A 16,571-nucleotide genomic window follows, 5' to 3' on the forward strand; every position below is an offset into this window, starting at 1 on the left:
ATGAGCATGGCAGGACCATTGCAGGGTTTGCGCGTTGTGGAGCTGGCCGGCATCGGCCCGGGCCCGCACGCGGCGATGATTCTCGGCGACTTGGGTGCCGACGTGGTGCGCATCGACCGACCGAGCAAGGGCTCCGGCACGCCGAGCGCCGACGCCATGCTGCGCAACCGCAGGTCGGTCGAAGCGGACATGAAGAGTGACGAGGGCCGGGAACTGGCGCTGACGCTCATCTCGAAGGCTGACGTGCTCATCGAAGGCTTCCGTCCCGGGGTTACCGAGCGTCTGGGTCTGGGGCCCGATGACTGCGCGAAGGTCAACGAGCGCCTCATCTATGCGCGGATGACCGGCTGGGGCCAACAGGGTCCGCGCGCGCTGCAGGCCGGGCACGACATCAACTACATCTCGCTCAACGGCTTGCTGCACGCGGTCGGTCGGCACGGGGAGAGGCCGGTGCCGCCGCTGAACCTGGCCGGCGACTTCGGTGGGGGCTCGATGTTCCTGCTGGTCGGCATACTGTCGGCGCTGTTCGAGCGACAGACCTCCGGTAAGGGCCAGGTGATCGACGCCGCGATGGTCGACGGCTCCAGCGTGCTGATGCAGATGATGTGGAGCTTCCGGGCCCAGGGGTTGTGGAGCGACGAGCGCGGCGTCAACATGCTCGACACCGGTGCGCCGTACTACGACACCTACGAGACCTCGGACGGACGCTACGTCGCCGTCGGTGCGATCGAACCGCAGTTCTATGCCGAACTGCTCAAGGGCCTCGGCCTCGATGCCGCCGATCTGCCCGGGCAGAACGACGTCGCCCGCTGGCCCGAACTGCGCGACATCTTGACCAAAGCCATTGGGGCACATGACCGCGACCACTGGGTGTCGGTGTTCAACGGTACGGATGCGTGCGTGACGCCGGTGCTCTCGTTCGCCGAGGTGCTCACCGAACCGCACATCGCCGAGCGCGACACCTTCTATGACGACCGCGGCAACCTGCAGCCGATGCCGGCTCCGCGGTTTTCCCGCAGTACTCCGGTCCGGCCGACGCCGCCGGGAGCGCGCGGCGCTGACACCGAAGCGGTCTTGCGCGACTGGGTATAGTCCCAACCGACTAGTTGGTCGGCACCGGGCCGGCCGGAGAGGAAAGCGGTACATGGAGATCAGGGATTCGGTAGCCGTTGTCACCGGCGGTGCTTCGGGTTTGGGGTTGGCGACGACGAAGCGGTTGTTGGATGCGGGGGCGTCGGTGGTGGTGATCGACCTCAAGGGTGGGGAGGTGATCGCCGAGCTGGGTGAGCGGGCGAGGTTCGTCGGCACCGACGTCACCGACGAGACGGGCGTGTCGGAGGCGTTGGATGTGGCCGAGTCGTTGGGTCCGGTGCGGATCAATGTCAACTGTGCGGGGATCGGCAATGCGATCAAGACGTTGAGTAAGAACGGGGCGTTTCCGCTCGATGGGTTCCGCAAGGTGGTCGAGGTCAATCTGATCGGCACGTTCAACGTGATCCGCCTGTCGGCCGAGCGCATCGCCAAGACCGAGCCGCTCGGGGAGGAGCGCGGGGTGATCGTCAATACCGCCTCGGTGGCGGCGTTCGACGGTCAGATCGGGCAGGCGGCGTATTCGGCGTCCAAGGGTGGGGTGGTCGGGATGACGTTGCCGATCGCGCGGGATCTGTCGCGGGAGTTGATTCGGGTGTGCACGATCGCGCCGGGGTTGTTCAAGACGCCGTTGTTGGGCTCGCTGCCGGAGGAGGCGCAGAAGTCGCTGGGTGCGCAGGTGCCCCATCCCGCTCGGTTGGGCGATCCCGACGAGTACGGTGCGCTGGCCGTGCACATCATCGAAAACCCCATGCTCAACGGCGAGGTGATCCGCCTCGACGGCGCCATCCGCATGGCGCCGCGGTAACGAGGAAGGCGAACACATGGCATTGAAGACGAAGTTCACCGAGACGTTCGGGGTCGAACATCCCATCGTGCAGGGTGGTATGCAGTGGGTCGGCCGCGCCGAACTCGTTGCGGCCGTGGCCAATGCGGGTGCGTTGGGTTTTCTGACGGCGTTGACCCAGCCGACGCCGGCGGATCTGGCCAATGAGATCGCCAAGACGCGGGAGCTGACCGACAAGCCGTTCGGGGTGAACCTGACGATCCTGCCGACGATCAATCCGCCGCCCTATGACGAGTACCGCCAGGTGATCGTCGATGCGGGCATCAAGATCGTGGAGACCGCGGGCTCCAATCCGGCGCCGCATCTGCCGATGTTCCACGACCACGGGATCAAGGTGCTGCACAAGTGCACGTCGGTGCGTCACGCGGTGAAGGCGCAGAGCTTGGGTGTGGACGGCATCAGCATCGACGGGTTCGAGTGCGCGGGCCATCCGGGTGAGGACGACATTCCGGGCTTGGTGTTGATCCCGGCCGCGTCGGCCAAGATCGAGATCCCGATGATCGCTTCGGGTGGTTTCGCCGATGCGCGGGGTTTGGTGGCGGCGTTGGCGTTGGGTGCTGACGGGATCAACATGGGGTCGCGGTTCATGTGTACCGCGGAGTCGTCGATTCATCAGAACGTCAAGGAAGCCATCGTGGCCGGCTCCGAGTTGGACACCGAGTTGATCTTCCGTCCGCTGCGTAACACCGCGCGGGTGGCCAGTAATGCGGTGTCGCGGGAGGTGGTGGACATCCTCAACAAGGGTGGGCAGTTCCCCGATGTCAAGGATCTGGTGGCCGGGGTGCGGGGCAACAAGGTCTATGAGCTGGGGGACCTGGATGCCGGCATCTGGTCGGTCGGTACCTCGATGGGGCTGATCAACGACATCCCAACGGTAGGTGAGTTGGTATCGCGGATGGTGACCGAGGCCGAAGGCCTCATCACGGGGCGCCTGCTGGAGATGATCGGCGCCGATGAGACTGACCTTGAGAAAGAAACAGTCCCCGCGTAGGCGGGGACTGGCCATCACGGCAGGGGGTGCTGAGAAACGCCCTTGCCGGGCAAACTCAACATGTGAAGCGCGCGCCGCGAGGCGCGCGCTTTCTCATACCGCTGTACGGAGCGGCTGGAAGTCGTCAAACTGCTCCGACGTATCACCCTCGACGAGGACATCGCCGTGGTAGAGAGCGTCGAAGTCGACTTTGATGACATCTGCATTGGTGTCGTCGATCCACATGTACTGAACAGTAGGTGTCACCATTAAGGAATCTTTGAGTCACGATTCGGAAAATGGTGGCAATACTTACTTCGCGGTAGGTTTCCGGCGGGTTCGGCGTCCCTGGGGCAGGTTCTTCAGCTCCCGCTGTGAGTGAAATGGATGGGGTTGGTGCCGTTCAGGGCGATCCAGGTCACGACGGCGACCGCGACGCCCGCCACCAACATGGCGACCGCGACCGAACGCGTGCCGCGGGCCCGACCGAAGACCCGGTGATCGATCGACAGCGTCCCGGCACCGGTGAACAGCAGGGCCGCCGCGGCGAAGGCCACCATGAACGGAACATTGAACGGCTGCGACCAGAAGGCGCCGCCCGACACGTTCACGGCCCAGGCGTCGACCATCGCCGAGATCACCGCCAAGGCCGCAAGCGGCGTCAGCACTCCGAGTAGCAAGCCGATGCCGCCCAGGGTCTCGGCCGCGGTCACCATGAAGGCGGCCAGGGGCGGCAGTCGCCAGCCCTCGCTCTGCATGAACCCGGTGACAGTGCCGAAGTCGAAGGCTTTGATGAGGCCCGCCTGCAGCATCGTGGCGCCGGTGGCGACGCGCAGGATCAGCAGACCGATGTCCGTCGTTGTGGTCTCCGTGCGGAGAGCTGTGGTGGTCGTCATGACTACTAGACCTGTCGTCGGCCGCTAATTCATCTCGTGCGGATCAAGTGTGAACGTTTCGCAGGCGTACGCCGTATGAATCAGCGAGGTCGGCGTTGACGTCCCTAAGTTATCGGAGTTAAGTTAACGTTGATAATGGGTCGTTGGAAGGAACCGATGTGCTGAACCGGATCGCTCACCTGGCCATCGCCGCGCCCCGGCGCATCCTCGTCATCGCCGCCCTGGTGATGGCCGCAGCCGCGATCTTCGGTATTCCCGTCGCCAAGAGCCTCTCCGCAGGCGGCTTTCAGGACCCGTCTTCGGAGTCGGCCCGGGCCGCCAAGCTGCTCTCGGACAAGTTCGACCGCGGCGACATGCAGCTGGTGATCAGCGTGACTGCCGATCAGGGGGTGCACAGTGCCGCCGCGACGGCAGCGGGCACCGACATCGTCACCGCGTTGCAGAGCTCCCCGGACGTGACGCAGGTCAGTTCGGCGTGGACCGCGCCTCCGCCTGCCGCGGCCGGCCTGATCAGTAAGGACGGCCGAACCGGCCTCATCGTCGCGGGCATCAGCGGGGGTGAGAGTGGGGCGCAGAAGCACGCCAAGGAGCTGACGGACCGGCTCGTGCACGACCGCAACGGGGTCACCGTGCGCTCCGGGGGCGAAGCGATGATCTACGTCCAGATCAACGGGCAGAGCGAGAAAGACCTGTTGATGATGGAGTCCATCGCCATCCCGCTCAGCTTCCTGGTGCTGGTCTGGGTGTTCGGCGGGCTGCTGGCAGCCGCCCTGCCGCTGGCCGTCGGCGGGTTCGCGATCTTGGGATCGCTGGCGGTGCTGCGCGGATTCACCATGGTCACCGACGTGTCGATCTTCGCGCTGAACCTCACCGTCGCCATGGGATTGGCCCTGGCCATCGACTACACCCTGCTGATCATCAGCCGGTATCGCGACGAGTTGGCCGACGGCGCCGCGCCCGAGCAGGCGCTGGTGCGGACCATGACGACCGCCGGACGCACAGTGCTGTTCTCGGCGATGACCGTGGCGCTGTCGATGGTCGCGATGGTGCTGTTCCCGATGTACTTCCTCAAGTCGTTCGCCTACGCCGGTATCGCGGTGGTGGGCTTGGCGGCGCTGGCCGCCATCGTCATCGCCCCCGCGGCAATCGTGTTGCTCGGCGACCGCCTCGACGCGTTCGACGTCCGTCGCTTCGCCCGCCGCATCCTCGGCAGGCCCGAACCGGTGCGCAAGCCGGTGGACCAGACACTCTGGTACCGCATGACGAAACACGTCATGCGACGGTCACTTCCGATCGGGGTCACGCTGGTCGCTGTGCTGTTGCTGCTGGGCGCGCCGTTCCTCGGGATCAAGTGGGGCTTCCCCGACGATCGCGTACTCCCGCAGTCGGCATCGGCGCGCCAGGTGGGCGACGAGTTGCGGACATCGTTCGCGACTGACGCGGCGACGACGGTCACCGTCGTCGTCCCCGACGCGACCGGTCTCACGCCCGCAGATCTCGACCGGTACGCCGGCGCGCTGTCGGCGGTCCCCGACGTGACCTCGGTATCCGCCCCCGGCGGCACCTTCGTCGGCGGACGGTCGGTGGGCCCGCCGTCGGCGGGGACCGGGCTCAAGGACGGCAGCGCGTACCTCAGTGTCGGCAGCAATGCACCACTGTTCAGCGCCGCGTCCGAGAAACAGCTCGACGCACTGCGGGCTGTCCCTGCCCCCGCCGCAGTGCAGTTGACCGGCACCGCGCAGGTCAACCGGGACAGCTCCGCGGCCATCACGTCGCGGCTCCCTCTGGTCCTCGGCGTGATCGCGGCCATCACGTTCATCCTGCTGTTCCTGCTCACCGGCAGTGTCGTGCTTCCGCTGAAAGCGTTGCTGCTCAACGTGTTGTCGCTGTCTGCGGCGTTCGGCGCGCTGGTGTGGATCTTCCAGGACGGCAATCTGGGGGCACTGGGCACCACGCCCACCGGAACGCTCGTCGCCAACCTGCCGGTGCTGCTGTTCTGCATCGCCTTCGGGTTGTCGATGGACTACGAGGTGTTCCTGGTATCGCGGATCCGCGAATACTGGCTCGAATCCGCAGAGACGTCGCCTCGCCTCAGGAATGACGAGGCGGTGGCACTCGGATTGGCCCGCACCGGCCGCGTGATCACCGCAGCGGCACTGCTGATGTCGATATCGTTCGCCGCACTGATCGCGGCTCAGGTCGCGTTCATGCGCATGTTCGGCCTTGGGTTGACCTTGGCCATCCTCGTCGACGCCACCCTGGTCCGCGTCCTACTGGTACCCGCGTTCATGCATATGTTGGGCAAGTGGTCGTGGTGGGCACCGGCCCCGCTGGCCCGCTTGCATCGCCGGATCGGCATCAGCGAGTCCAGTTCCGGCCCAACGAAACCCGTCGAACGGGAATGTGCCGCTGTCGGCGTGGCGGATGCTGGGTGACGTGATACAGCCCCTCAAGCGCCGACGCGCCCCACGCGGTTCCGGCGAGCAACTGCGCGAGGAGATCCTCGACGCCGCCACCGAACTGCTGCTCGAAACGGGCCACGCCAAGGCCGTGTCGATTCGGTCGGTGGCGCAGCGGGTGGGCGTCACGCCGCCTTCGATCTATCTGCACTTCGCCGACAAGGACGCGCTGCTGGACGCCGTGTGCGCGCGCTACTTCGAGAAGCTCGACGAGCAGATGCAGGCGGTCTCCGACCAGCCGTCGTCGATCGAGGTGCTGCGCGCGCAGGGCCTGGCCTACGTGCGCTTCGCCCGGGACACCCCGGAGCTCTACCGCATCGCCACCATGGGGGAGGGCAGGCCGGGCAGCGATGTTGATCTGACGCTCAACAGTTCGGCGTTCATGCACCTGCGGACCTCCGTGGAAGCGCTCATCGCCGAGGGTGTCTACCCGGCGGGTGACGCCACGGCGATGGCGCTGGAACTGTGGACCGCGGCCCATGGCGTCGCGGCCATGCTGGTCGCCAAGCCGTACCTGCCGTGGGGTGACGCCGAGGAATTCGCCGACCGGGTGTTGCGCGCGGTGTGTCTCGGGCAGATCGTCGGAGGCATGATCGGAACCGACGTGGCGCCGAGCGACACCGTCGCCCGGCTGAAGGAATTCGCCGAAGGGATCCACCAATGAGCACTCCGACCATCGTCGACAACCCGTTCTTCGCGCGGGTGTGGAAAACGCTGTCGAGCTACGAACCGGACGCGCTGCGCCGGCTGCGGGCCGAGAACCTGTCCGGTCTCACCGGCCGGGTGCTCGAGGTCGGCGCGGGCACCGGCACCAACTTCGCGCTCTATCCGGACACGGTCGCCGAGGTCGTGGCCATCGAACCCGAACGCCACCTCGCCGAGGTGGCGCAGCAGGCCGCGGCTGCCGCGTCGGTACCCGTCACGGTGACCGGTGAAACCGCCGAACAGTTCGCGAGCTCCGAACCGTTCGACGCGGTGGTCTGCTCGCTGGTGCTGTGTTCCATCGAGGAACCGGTTTCGGTTCTGCGGCAGCTGTTTTCGGTGCTGCGGCCGGGTGGGGAACTGCGGTACCTGGAGCACGTGGCCAGCTCGGGTTACAAGGACCGGTTGCAGCGCGTCGCCGATGCCACCGTCTGGCCCCGGCTGCTGGGAAACTGCCACACACATCGCGACACCGAGCACGCCATCGTCGAAGCCGGATTCGTGATCGACGGCGCGCGGCGCGAATGGGTGCTGCCGTCGTGGGTGCCGCTGCCGGTGTCGGAGTGGGCAATCGGGCGCGCGGTGCGGCCCTAGTTGTCAGTACACCTAGCCGAGCAGTGTCGGCAGGCGCTGCAGCAAACCGGGCAGTGCGCTCGCCGCGGTCTCCCGCAACGACACCGTCGCGCTGTCCGAGAGCGGTGTGCGCTGCGGGTTCACCTCGATGACGGGGATGCCGTTGGCCAACGCAGCCTCGGGCAGGCCCGCCGCCGGGTAGACGATCGAGCTGGTCCCGACCACGATGACGAGGTCGGAATTGCCGACCGCGGCCACCGATTGCTGCCAGGCCCGCTCGGGCAGCGGTTCGCCGAACCAGACCACGTTCGGCCGGATCAGCCCGCCGCAGAAGCACAGTGGCGGCTCGACCTCCTCCACAGGCTCGGGCATCGCCGGCAGCACCCCTTCGAACTGTGATTCGCAAGCATCACAGCGGAATTCGAAGAGACTGCCGTGGAGGTGGTGCACGTTTGTGCTACCGGCCCGCTCGTGCAGGTTGTCGACGTTCTGGGTGACCACGTGCACGTCGGCGTAGTCCTGCCAGGCCGCCACGGCGCGATGGCCGTTGTTCGGTTCGACCGCGTCCATCATGTAGTGCCGCCACAGATACCAAGCCCACACGCGCTCCGGGTGCCGCTGCCAGCCTTCCGAGCTGGAGATCTCATAGGGGTCGACCTTGGCCCACAGGCCCGTCTCGACGTCACGGAAGGTCGGCACGCCACTCTCCGCCGATATGCCCGCACCGCTGAGCACTGTCAATTGCACGTTCACCAACGTAGCGGCTTTGGGTGATACTGAGCACGTGACCGAGTTGGGGGATTGGGTCCGGGTCGATCCGGATGCTGACAGGCCGTTGTTCGACCAGTTGAGAATCCAGATCATCGACGGCATCAGAGACGGACGGCTCTCACCGGGCACCCGGTTGCCGACGGTCCGGGAACTGGCCGGCCAGATCGGGCTGGCTGTCAACACCGTGGCCAGGGCCTATCGCGAGCTGGAGGCGGCAGGCGTGCTGGAGACCCGCGGCCGGTACGGCACGTTCGTCGCCCGGGCCGATCCGGCGGATGCCGCGATGGCCGCGGCCGCGAATTCGTTCGCCGAGGCCGCGCGGGCGCTGGGCATCGGCAAGGTCGATGCGCTGCGCTACCTCGACACGGCATTCGATTAGCCGCGCGGATTCGTCTGACCCCGCCAGTGCACCACGTCGAGAGCCACCGCGACATCGACGGTGGACTCGGCGAGCGGTCGGGGCAGGAGTTCGTCGGCGCGGGCCAGCCGGCGCAGCAGCGTGTTGCGGTGCGTGTAGAGCCTCGCTGCCGCGCGCGACGCGTTGCACTGCTCGTCGACGAAAACCCTTACCGTTTCCTGCAATTCGGTGCTTGCCAGCTCGAAATCACCGAGCACGCGGCTGACGAAGGCGGCAGCGCGGTCGGCATCGGCGGTGATCAGTGCCACCAGTTCGATCTCGGTGAAGGTGGCGATCTGCTGTGGTGAGTGCAGCCGCGCCATCATGTGCTGAGTGGTGAGCGCGTCGAAATGGCTGCGCCGGAAGCCGTCCACGCCGTCGGCGGTCGGCCCGATCGCGATCCGGATATCGGGATCCGCGCGGATGTGCTCGCCCAGCGCGGCCACGTCGACGGTGCCGGGTGTCCACACCCAGCGGGTGGCCACGCTGGCCAGCAGACTCAGCGGACGCGTCACCCCGAAAGCCTCGGCGGCGCGGTCCAATCGGACCAGGTCGCTGTCCGGGCGTTCGGTCCAGATCACCGCCGCGGTGTGCGCGCCGGTGAGGGCGTAGCCGAGTCGCGTCTCGGCGCGCTGGCGCGGGATCGGGGCGCCGTCGAGGATCAGCGCGACCGTCTCACGCCGTTCGGCATGCGTGCCCCGGGTGAGTTCGTCGCGCTCGAGCTCGATCTGCGCGGCGATCCCCGACAGCGTCGCATCGACAAACGCGCTGATCGAGCGTGAGCAGACATCGAGCAGCTCGTGCAGTTGCTCAGGGTCCGACGTCAGCTCGAAGGCGATCTCCATGAGGCGCCGCCACGCGACGCCTTCCCCGACCCGGTACGCGTCGAGTGGGAATCCGGTGATGCCGCGCCGCACCATTTCCCGCGCGATGCTCAATGGTTCGGGACCGGTGTTCGGCGGCACCGGCGCGCCCGGGTCGCGGACATTGGCCGCGCCCCAGAAGAACAGATTGGCCCGGTTGCTGCGGCTGACCGCACCCGCGAGTTCGGGATCCGCCGCGATCACCGGGCTGGCGGCCAGCACGGCTTCGTCGAGCTCCTCCAGCCATTCCGGGCGGGCAGTGACGACGATCTGCGCACACTGTCGGATCAACTCCCGCACCTGCGGAGACGGCAGTTTCCACGTCATCCGGCCAGCCTAGGGCGGTGGTGCACAGTGCACCATCGACTCGCGGAAATGGTTTGTTTTGACCTTGGTGGCGCCCGCCGAAACCGCGACGATTGAACACATCTCCAGCAGACCACCTCACGGGAGCCCGAATGACCCACACCGAGCACGTTGACGTCCTGATCGTCGGGGCCGGAATCTCCGGCATCGGCGCGGCCTACTACCTGCAGCAGGAGCACCCGGGACGCAACTTCGCGATCCTCGAGGCCCGCGGCGCGACGGGTGGCACATGGGACCTGTTCCGCTACCCGGGAATCCGCTCGGACTCCGACCTGCACACGTTCGGCTACGAGTTCAAGCCGTGGCGTGACGAGCACGCCATCGCGACCGCCGACAAGATCCTCGCCTACCTGCGAGAGACAGTGACCGAGAACGGCATCGACCGCAACATCCGGTTCCACCACAAGGTGCTCGGCGCGGCCTGGAGCTCGGCCGACGCCGGCTGGGTCGTCGATGTCGAGCGCACCGACGAGCGCGGCGAGGACGTCGAGCTGGTGCAGATCTCGGCGAACTGGCTGTTCTGCGCGGGCGGCTACTACCGCTACGACCAGGGCTACGCGCCGTCCTTCGAAGGGCAGGAGCGGTTCACCGGCCAGATCGTGCACCCCCAGCACTGGCCCGAGGACCTGGATTACACCGGCAAGAAGGTCGTCGTGATCGGCAGCGGCGCGACCGCGGTGACGCTGATTCCGTCGATGGCGCCGACGGCAGGCCACGTGACCATGCTGCAGCGTTCGCCCTCGTACGTGCTTCCCGTGCCGGCCAAGGACTCTTTCGCCAACGCCGCCAAGCGGCTGCTGGGCGATCGCCGCGGTTACGCCCTGACCCGCCGCAAGAACATCATCAAGCAGCGCGCCGTCTACACGCTGTGCCAGAAGTACCCGACCGCCGCGCGGCGGCTGATCCGCAAGGTCAACGCCAGCCAGCTGCCCCAGGGATACGCCGTCGACGAGCACTTCGCGCCCCAGTACAACCCGTGGGACCAGCGCTTGTGCGCCGTGCCCGACGGCGATCTGTTCAAGGTGATCAGCAACGGCAGCGCGTCGGTGGTCACCGACCGCATCGCGACGTTCACCGAGCGCGGCATCCTGCTCGAGTCGGGCCGCGAGCTCGACGCCGACATCATCGTCACCGCAACGGGTCTCAACGTCCAGCTGTTCGGCGGCATGACGCTCACCGTCGATGGTCAGCCGGTGAATCTGCCCGAGGCCGTCGCCTACAAGGGCATCATGCTCTCCGGCGTGCCGAACTTCGCGTTCGCCTTCGGGTACACCAACTCGTCGTGGACGCTCAAGGTCGGGCTGCTGTGCGAACACTTCTGCCGACTGCTGAAGTACATGGACGACAACGGCTTTGACTCGGTGCGGCCGGTATTCGACGATCCGGGTATCGCTACGCTGCCGCTGCTCGACTTTGCCGCGGGCTACGTGCAGCGTGCCGCCGACCAGATGCCGCGACAGGGTACCAGCGGACCATGGGTGATGTCGATGAACTACACCTATGACGCGGACATGCTCCGCAACGGCCCGGTGGTCGACCCGGCCCTGCGCTTCGGATCCCGGCGTGCTGCCAGGAATTCGGCACAGACTCCACAGCTCGTGGTCTGAGGTTCGTTCTCACGGATCAGCGGCATTCGGTGGCTATGCTCGGCGCACATGGAGACGTTCTCGCCGGCGCTGCCACCCGAGATCGACGGCGTGCCCTCGGCCGTCGGCGTGGAACTACCACCGGGACCTGTTCCCGGCCGGCTGTACGCGCTGCCCGCGGATGTGCTCGCCGAACAGTACGGACCACTGTTCTACGCGGACTTCACCGGCAGCCGACGGCTGTACGCGTGTTCGCTCGAGTTGGTCGACGAGTTGTGCGACGAGAGTCGGTTCACCAAGGGCATCACCGACCGGCTCGACCGGTTCCGCACCCTCGTCGAAAACGGGCTGTTCACGTCGTATCCCGGTGAAAACGGTTGGGAGCAGGCGCATGACGTCCTGATCCCCGGCTTCAGTTTCAGTGGGCTGCGTAGTTACCACCCGGCCATGCTGGACATCAACCGTCAGCTCCTGGCGCAGTGGGATGACGCCGCCGGGCGGCGCGCGGTCGACGTGGCCGGGGACCTCGCCAAGCTCGCCATGGACACCGTCGGCCTGGCCGGATTCGGCGCGCGGTTCGACTCCTATCACCACGACGGGCTCGCCGACATCCCGGCGAGCTTCGCGGCCGCGCTGGACCAGATCCTCGCCCCGGGCGGTGGTGACCGCACCCTCTTCGACGCCGAGCGTGACAAGCTCTACGCCTTCATCGACGACCTGATCGCCGGGCATCGCGGCGGAGCCGCCGACCTGGACGATCTGCTGGCGCTCATGCTCGAGCCGGGCGCCGACGGCACACCGCGCCTCGACCACGACGCCGTCCGCAACCAGATCCTGACGTTCCTCATCGCCGGCCAGGACACCACGTCGACCCTGATGCCGACGGCGATGTACAGCATCGTCAAGCACCCGGCGGTGCTGCACCGGGCCTGTCACGAGGTGGATGCGCTGTTCGGACCGGACGACGACCATGTGCCGGCGTTCGACGAGATCGGCAAACTCACCTACATCCGCCAGATTGTCGACGAAACGTTGCGGCTCTCACCGCCGGTCCGGGAGATCGATCGAATGGCCCTGGCGGACACGGTCATCGGGAGGCGTTATCCGATACCCAAGGGGACGGTTGTCACGATCACCACCTCGGCGTTGCACCGCCGGCCCGAATGGGGTGACAACGTCGACATCTTCGATCCGGACCGCTTCGGCCCCGAGCAGGCCGCCGACCGGCCGTCGAACCTGTTCAAGCCCTTCGGCACCGGAGCCCGGTCGTGCATCGGCCGGCAGTTCGCGTTGCACGAGGCGACGATGGCGTTGGCGACTCTGCTGCATCGGTACCGCTTCCTCGACGTCGACCACTACCAACTGCGCACCCACAGTGACCTGCTGCGCAAACCGGTCGGGTTCCATCTGGAGTTGGCCCGGCGGACTCCGGCAGATCGCCGGCACGCCGAGGCCGCCGCGCAGGTGGCACCCGCAGCACGCCCGCGCGCGGTGGCCGCACCAGGTTCGAAAGTGACTGTGCTGCATGGCTCTAACCTCGGCAACTGCCGGGCTTTGGCGCAGCAGCTGGCCGACGAGGCCACCGATCTCGGCTATCAGACGACTGTGGCCGCCCTCGACACGGCGGCGGGGGCGTTGCCGAGCGAGGGGGCGGTGGTGGTGGTCGCCGCGTCGTACAACGGCCAGCCCACCGACGACGCACGACGTTTCGTCGAATGGCTCGACGATACGGGCACACGTGCGCAACCGGTGATCCCGTACGCCGTTCTGGGTGTGGGAGACCGGAACTGGGCCGAAACCTATCAGTCGGTCCCGAAGCGTATCGACGAACGTCTTACGGAACTGATTGGTGCACCGGTCATTCCGCGGGGCGAGGCCGACACGTCGGGCGATTTCGCCGGAACCGTCGAAGACTTCTCCGCGGCGCTGTGGCAAGCGCTGGCCCCCGCGTCGGGTACCGCGGCGCTCGACGCTGCCGACAACACGGAGCTGCTCTACGAATTGCGCGCCATCGACGGCCCGGTCACATCGGCGATCGACGCGCGCTTCGAGGTGCAACCGGCCACCGTACTCGACAACGTGGCGCTGGTCGACGTCGACGCCCACGACATGGGAAATGGCAAGCGGCTCATCCGGATTGCGTTGCCCGATGACGTCGAATACCACACCGGTGACCACGTCACGGTGCTCCCTGACAACAGTCCCGAGGTGGTGCAGGAGGTTGCCGAACTGCTGGAGCTGCGGCTCGACCGCCGCATCTCGGTCAATCCGCGGCGCAGCACCCGGCGTGCCATCGCCATCGACCGGGAAGTCAGTGTGCGTGAATTGCTCACCCATTTCATCGAGCTGCGCAAGGCCGCCAGCCGCAGCCAGCTGCTGAAGCTCGCGATGGCCAACCCCTGTCCGCCCGAACGCACGGCGCTGGCCGAACTCGCCGAAAACCCCGAGACTCGCGCGCTGAGCGTCACCGAGTGCCTGGCCGAGTTCCCGGCCACCGAGCTGTCGCGTGCCGAGCTGCTGGAGTTGTTCGAGCCGATGGGCACCCGGCACTACTCGATCGCCTCTTCTGCGCGCCGGTCGGCGCGTGAGGTCGAGCTGGTGGTCAGTGTGCTCGAGGGGCCGGCCCGCTCCGGGTACGGCGTGTTCCGCGGCGTGTCGTCGAGCTACCTCGCCGATGCCATACCGGGACAACAGATCCGGATGCGCGTCGACACCGCCCGCAAAGCCTTCCGGGCCGGTGCCGAACCGGCGAAGAACGTCATCATGGTCGGCGCCGGAACCGGCGTTGCCCCGTTCCGCGGCTTCATCGGCGACCGGCTGGCGGCGCAGGCCGCCGGGGAGCCGTTCACGTCGGCACTGTGCTTCTTCGGCGTGCGGCATCCCGATGTGGACTACCTGTTCCGCGAAGAGTTCGAATCGGCCGAACAGGCCGGCGTCGTGCGGATGCGCCCGGCGTTCTCACGGCGGCCCGAAGACGAGATCCGGTACGTGCAGGACCGTATCGCCGCCGACGCCGACGAGGTGTGGGCGATGCTGGGCGACCCGGGCACCGACGCGCACGTCTACATCTGCGGAGACGGGGCCCGGATGGCTCCCGCCGTGCGCGGCGCGTTCCGCGACATCTACCGCCGATTCACCGGGGCCGACGACGAAGCGGCTGCCGGCTGGCTTGCCGATCTGGTCAACACTGATCGATACGTCGAAGACGTGTGGGCGCAGTAGTCGTCAGCTGAGTTGTGCCTACTGCACGACCACGACGGCAATGACCGCCAGCAGAAGCAGCACAAGGTAAATCGTTGTGTCGTTGGCGATTCCGTACTTGATGCGGCTCGTGACGGCAAAGATGGCACGACCACGATCCAGCCGAATGCGACGTACCCGAAGCCGTGGCCGACTTGTGTGACGAATCCGTACTCGGTCCCGGTCATATCGAGCCGGTGGTGATCAGCGAACAGTTGGCACACACGTGCGATCACCGAGAAGCTGATACTGATACCGGCGGCGGTGTCAGCGATCCACCACGCAGTTCGTCGCGGCACGTTCAACTCGTTCTGGCTCACCGCAGCACTTTCTCCACGGTCCGCAGGTTGCGGGTGGTGGTCGACGACTTGTACCGCTTCTTGCCCATGGTCTTGCCGATGGTGCTGTTGAGGGTGGCGTGGCGGGCCACCTGCCAGTAGAGCACGCCGTCACCGCGCTGCACCTTCTCCTCGGGTCCCGGTTCAAGGGCCGCCAATTCGTCGAGCAGATCGGCGTCGCTGACGAACGTGACATACGAATGATGGCCTTCGACTTCCCGCTCGAATGGGTAGTCATCCGACAGCGCGCGCAGCTCATCGACGTCGTACACCAGCACCCACGCCTCGTAACCGAAGGTGTCGCGCAGCGCCTGTTCGGCCTTGGACCGCACGGCCTTGGCGCTGGATTTGCTGTCCAGCAACACATTTCCGCTGGCAAGGATCGTCTTGACGTTGTCGAAGCCGGCCGCGGTCAAGGCGTTGGCCACCTCGGCCATCTTGAGGTTCACACCGCCGACGTTGACGCCGCGCAGAAAGACCGCATATCGGGGCATGGGATTACTCCTTGAGCAGAGTGGCCAGCTCCGCCTGCGACGTCGTGGTGATGACATGCAGGACGTGCTGGTAATTGGGGGAGCGCGCCGACACGATCGAGGTGTGGGTGTCGCCGGGCAGCAACTCGACCGCGGCCCGCCCGCCGCGCTGCTTGACTGCCGCGACGTAACGCTGGGAGTTGGCGGGTGCGACGACGGTGTCGCGGGTGCCGTGCAGGGCGATCACCGGAACCGTCGGATCGATGTTCTGGATCGGGTCGACCGATGCGTAGCGGTCCGGAACCTCACTGGGGCGCCCGCCGAGCACGGTGACGATGTGGTCGTCACCGTGGTTGGCGGCATACACCATGTCGAGTGGACCGGCCAGTGAGATGACCCGGGTCGGACGAAACACCGGCCGGGCGCCCTCTTCGTTGGCCTTGAGGTTTTTGCGGGTGCCTGCCCATACCGCGAGCTGAGCGCCCGCGCTGTGCCCGACGACCAATTCGTCGTCGGTGGTCAGCTGGGGATACTTGCGGTCCACCTCGATGATGTTGTCGAGAGCGTGGGCCACGTCGCGGAAGGTGTTCGGCCACCCGCCGCCGGAGCCGATCCGGCGGTACTCGACGTTGTAGACCGCGAAACCGCGGCCGGCGAGTTCGCGGGCCAGACCGTCGAATACGTTGGCGCCGAGGGTGCTTTGCCAAGCGCCGCCGTGGATGAGCACCACCAGCGGGATACTGTCGATCCGCTGCGGGCCTGCGGGCAGGTACAGGTCGGCCCAGTTCTGGCCGGTGTCGGCCGGGGAGCCGGGCCGCTCGTCGATCGGGTACCAGAACCGTTCCACCGTGATCTCGGCGAGGCTGACCAACTCGGGCGCGGGCGCGAGCACCTTCGGCGCAACCGAACTCTCCGCGCACGACGGCACTACCGCAACTGCCAACACCGCGCCGAATACGGCGGCCAGGTCCCTCCGACGCAATGCCCTCTCCCTTTGCCTG

The 16,571-nt window shown here is 66.7% G+C and carries 15 protein-coding genes; 9 read left to right on the top strand and 6 right to left on the bottom strand.

The genetic code is table 11. The features are described from left to right. The first annotated feature begins 6 nt into the window (after window positions 1–6). The 3 genes from BTO20_RS08635 to BTO20_RS08645 are packed head-to-tail and all read left to right on the top strand — an operon-like array spanning window position 7 to window position 2,927. Complete coding sequence (locus BTO20_RS08635; protein ID WP_087081816.1) at window positions 7–1,092, top strand: CaiB/BaiF CoA transferase family protein; 1,086 nt, start codon at window positions 7–9, stop codon at window positions 1,090–1,092. Between the two features lie 52 nt (window positions 1,093–1,144). After that, the gene (locus BTO20_RS08640; RefSeq protein ID WP_087075030.1) at window positions 1,145–1,897 is read left to right on the top strand and encodes a 3-hydroxyacyl-CoA dehydrogenase; all 753 of its coding nucleotides are present in this window, start codon (window positions 1,145–1,147) and stop codon (window positions 1,895–1,897) included. Between the two features lie 16 nt (window positions 1,898–1,913). Continuing rightward, the gene (locus BTO20_RS08645) at window positions 1,914–2,927 is read left to right on the top strand and encodes an NAD(P)H-dependent flavin oxidoreductase (RefSeq protein WP_087075032.1); all 1,014 of its coding nucleotides are present in this window, start codon (window positions 1,914–1,916) and stop codon (window positions 2,925–2,927) included. 93 nt (window positions 2,928–3,020) lie between these two features. Here BTO20_RS08645 and BTO20_RS41070 read toward each other — a convergent pair whose 3' ends face one another. Both BTO20_RS41070 and BTO20_RS08655 read right to left on the bottom strand, forming a co-directional pair. After that, window positions 3,021–3,152: a hypothetical protein gene (locus BTO20_RS41070; protein ID WP_087081818.1), complete on the bottom strand. Its 132-nt coding sequence runs from the start codon at window positions 3,150–3,152 to the stop codon at window positions 3,021–3,023. A 116-nt stretch (window positions 3,153–3,268) separates the two neighbouring features. Continuing rightward, window positions 3,269–3,802, bottom strand: a complete 534-nt coding sequence (locus BTO20_RS08655; protein ID WP_087075034.1) for a DoxX family protein — start codon at window positions 3,800–3,802, stop codon at window positions 3,269–3,271. A 158-nt stretch (window positions 3,803–3,960) separates the two neighbouring features. Between BTO20_RS08655 and BTO20_RS08660 the strand changes: the two genes are divergently transcribed. From BTO20_RS08660 to BTO20_RS08670, 3 genes are read left to right on the top strand one after another with little or no spacing between them, the layout of a single operon-like run. Beyond that, window positions 3,961–6,237: an MMPL family transporter gene (locus tag BTO20_RS08660; RefSeq protein ID WP_087075036.1), complete on the top strand. Its 2,277-nt coding sequence runs from the start codon at window positions 3,961–3,963 to the stop codon at window positions 6,235–6,237. Next, window positions 6,227–6,925: a TetR/AcrR family transcriptional regulator gene (locus BTO20_RS08665; protein WP_087081820.1), complete on the top strand. Its 699-nt coding sequence runs from the start codon at window positions 6,227–6,229 to the stop codon at window positions 6,923–6,925. The genes BTO20_RS08660 and BTO20_RS08665 overlap by 11 nt, the downstream gene beginning before the upstream one ends. Next, entirely contained in the window at window positions 6,922–7,557 is a 636-nt protein-coding gene (locus tag BTO20_RS08670; protein WP_087075038.1) for a class I SAM-dependent methyltransferase, read from the top strand. Before BTO20_RS08665 ends, BTO20_RS08670 begins: the two co-directional genes overlap by 4 nt. Before the next feature lie 12 nt (window positions 7,558–7,569). Here BTO20_RS08670 and BTO20_RS08675 read toward each other — a convergent pair whose 3' ends face one another. Continuing rightward, window positions 7,570–8,283: an NAD-dependent deacylase gene (locus tag BTO20_RS08675; RefSeq protein ID WP_087081822.1), complete on the bottom strand. Its 714-nt coding sequence runs from the start codon at window positions 8,281–8,283 to the stop codon at window positions 7,570–7,572. A 37-nt stretch (window positions 8,284–8,320) separates the two neighbouring features. On the opposite strand from BTO20_RS08675, the gene BTO20_RS08680 reads away from it, so the two are divergent. Beyond that, on the top strand, window positions 8,321–8,686 hold the full coding sequence (locus BTO20_RS08680; RefSeq protein WP_198344301.1) for a GntR family transcriptional regulator: 366 nt from the start codon (window positions 8,321–8,323) through the stop codon (window positions 8,684–8,686). Here the strand turns inward: BTO20_RS08680 and BTO20_RS08685 are convergent. Continuing rightward, window positions 8,683–9,894, bottom strand: a complete 1,212-nt coding sequence (locus BTO20_RS08685) for an Rv1453 family transcriptional regulator (protein ID WP_087075040.1) — start codon at window positions 9,892–9,894, stop codon at window positions 8,683–8,685. The genes BTO20_RS08680 and BTO20_RS08685 overlap by 4 nt on opposite strands. A gap of 131 nt (window positions 9,895–10,025) precedes the next feature. Here BTO20_RS08685 and BTO20_RS08690 point away from each other — a divergent pair, with 131 nt between their 5' ends. Both BTO20_RS08690 and BTO20_RS08695 read left to right on the top strand, forming a co-directional pair. Continuing rightward, the gene (locus BTO20_RS08690) at window positions 10,026–11,540 is read left to right on the top strand and encodes a flavin-containing monooxygenase (RefSeq protein WP_087075042.1); all 1,515 of its coding nucleotides are present in this window, start codon (window positions 10,026–10,028) and stop codon (window positions 11,538–11,540) included. Window positions 11,541–11,588: 48 nt separating this feature from the next. Next, window positions 11,589–14,741, top strand: a complete 3,153-nt coding sequence (locus BTO20_RS08695; protein ID WP_087075044.1) for a bifunctional cytochrome P450/NADPH--P450 reductase — start codon at window positions 11,589–11,591, stop codon at window positions 14,739–14,741. Window positions 14,742–15,075: 334 nt separating this feature from the next. On the opposite strand, the gene BTO20_RS08700 is transcribed toward BTO20_RS08695, so the two are convergent. Both BTO20_RS08700 and BTO20_RS08705 read right to left on the bottom strand, forming a co-directional pair. Then, complete coding sequence (locus tag BTO20_RS08700; protein ID WP_087075046.1) at window positions 15,076–15,591, bottom strand: DUF1697 domain-containing protein; 516 nt, start codon at window positions 15,589–15,591, stop codon at window positions 15,076–15,078. A gap of 4 nt (window positions 15,592–15,595) precedes the next feature. Further along, window positions 15,596–16,552, bottom strand: coding sequence for an alpha/beta hydrolase family protein (locus BTO20_RS08705; RefSeq protein WP_408632158.1), 957 nt, complete (start codon window positions 16,550–16,552; stop codon window positions 15,596–15,598). Between the last annotated feature and the right edge of the window lie 19 nt (window positions 16,553–16,571).

It is taken from the genome of Mycobacterium dioxanotrophicus, from assembly GCF_002157835.1.
GTDB classification, from domain to species: Bacteria; Actinomycetota; Actinomycetes; order Mycobacteriales; family Mycobacteriaceae; genus Mycobacterium; species Mycobacterium dioxanotrophicus.

Excerpts from the sequence above, each read along its gene's own strand:
- BTO20_RS08635 (WP_087081816.1), top strand. The coding sequence starts at position 7 with ATGGCAGGACCATTGCAGGGTTTGCGCGTTGTGGAGCTGGCCGGCATC.
- BTO20_RS08640 (WP_087075030.1), top strand. The coding sequence starts at position 1,145 with ATGGAGATCAGGGATTCGGTAGCCGTTGTCACCGGCGGTGCTTCGGGT.
- BTO20_RS08645 (WP_087075032.1), top strand. The coding sequence starts at position 1,914 with ATGGCATTGAAGACGAAGTTCACCGAGACGTTCGGGGTCGAACATCCC.
- BTO20_RS41070 (WP_087081818.1), bottom strand. The coding sequence starts at position 3,152 with ATGTGGATCGACGACACCAATGCAGATGTCATCAAAGTCGACTTCGAC.
- BTO20_RS08655 (WP_087075034.1), bottom strand. The coding sequence starts at position 3,802 with ATGACGACCACCACAGCTCTCCGCACGGAGACCACAACGACGGACATC.
- BTO20_RS08665 (WP_087081820.1), top strand. The coding sequence starts at position 6,227 with ATGCTGGGTGACGTGATACAGCCCCTCAAGCGCCGACGCGCCCCACGC.
- BTO20_RS08670 (WP_087075038.1), top strand. The coding sequence starts at position 6,922 with ATGAGCACTCCGACCATCGTCGACAACCCGTTCTTCGCGCGGGTGTGG.
- BTO20_RS08685 (WP_087075040.1), bottom strand. The coding sequence starts at position 9,894 with ATGACGTGGAAACTGCCGTCTCCGCAGGTGCGGGAGTTGATCCGACAG.
- BTO20_RS08690 (WP_087075042.1), top strand. The coding sequence starts at position 10,026 with ATGACCCACACCGAGCACGTTGACGTCCTGATCGTCGGGGCCGGAATC.
- BTO20_RS08695 (WP_087075044.1), top strand. The coding sequence starts at position 11,589 with ATGGAGACGTTCTCGCCGGCGCTGCCACCCGAGATCGACGGCGTGCCC.
- BTO20_RS08700 (WP_087075046.1), bottom strand. The coding sequence starts at position 15,591 with ATGCCCCGATATGCGGTCTTTCTGCGCGGCGTCAACGTCGGCGGTGTG.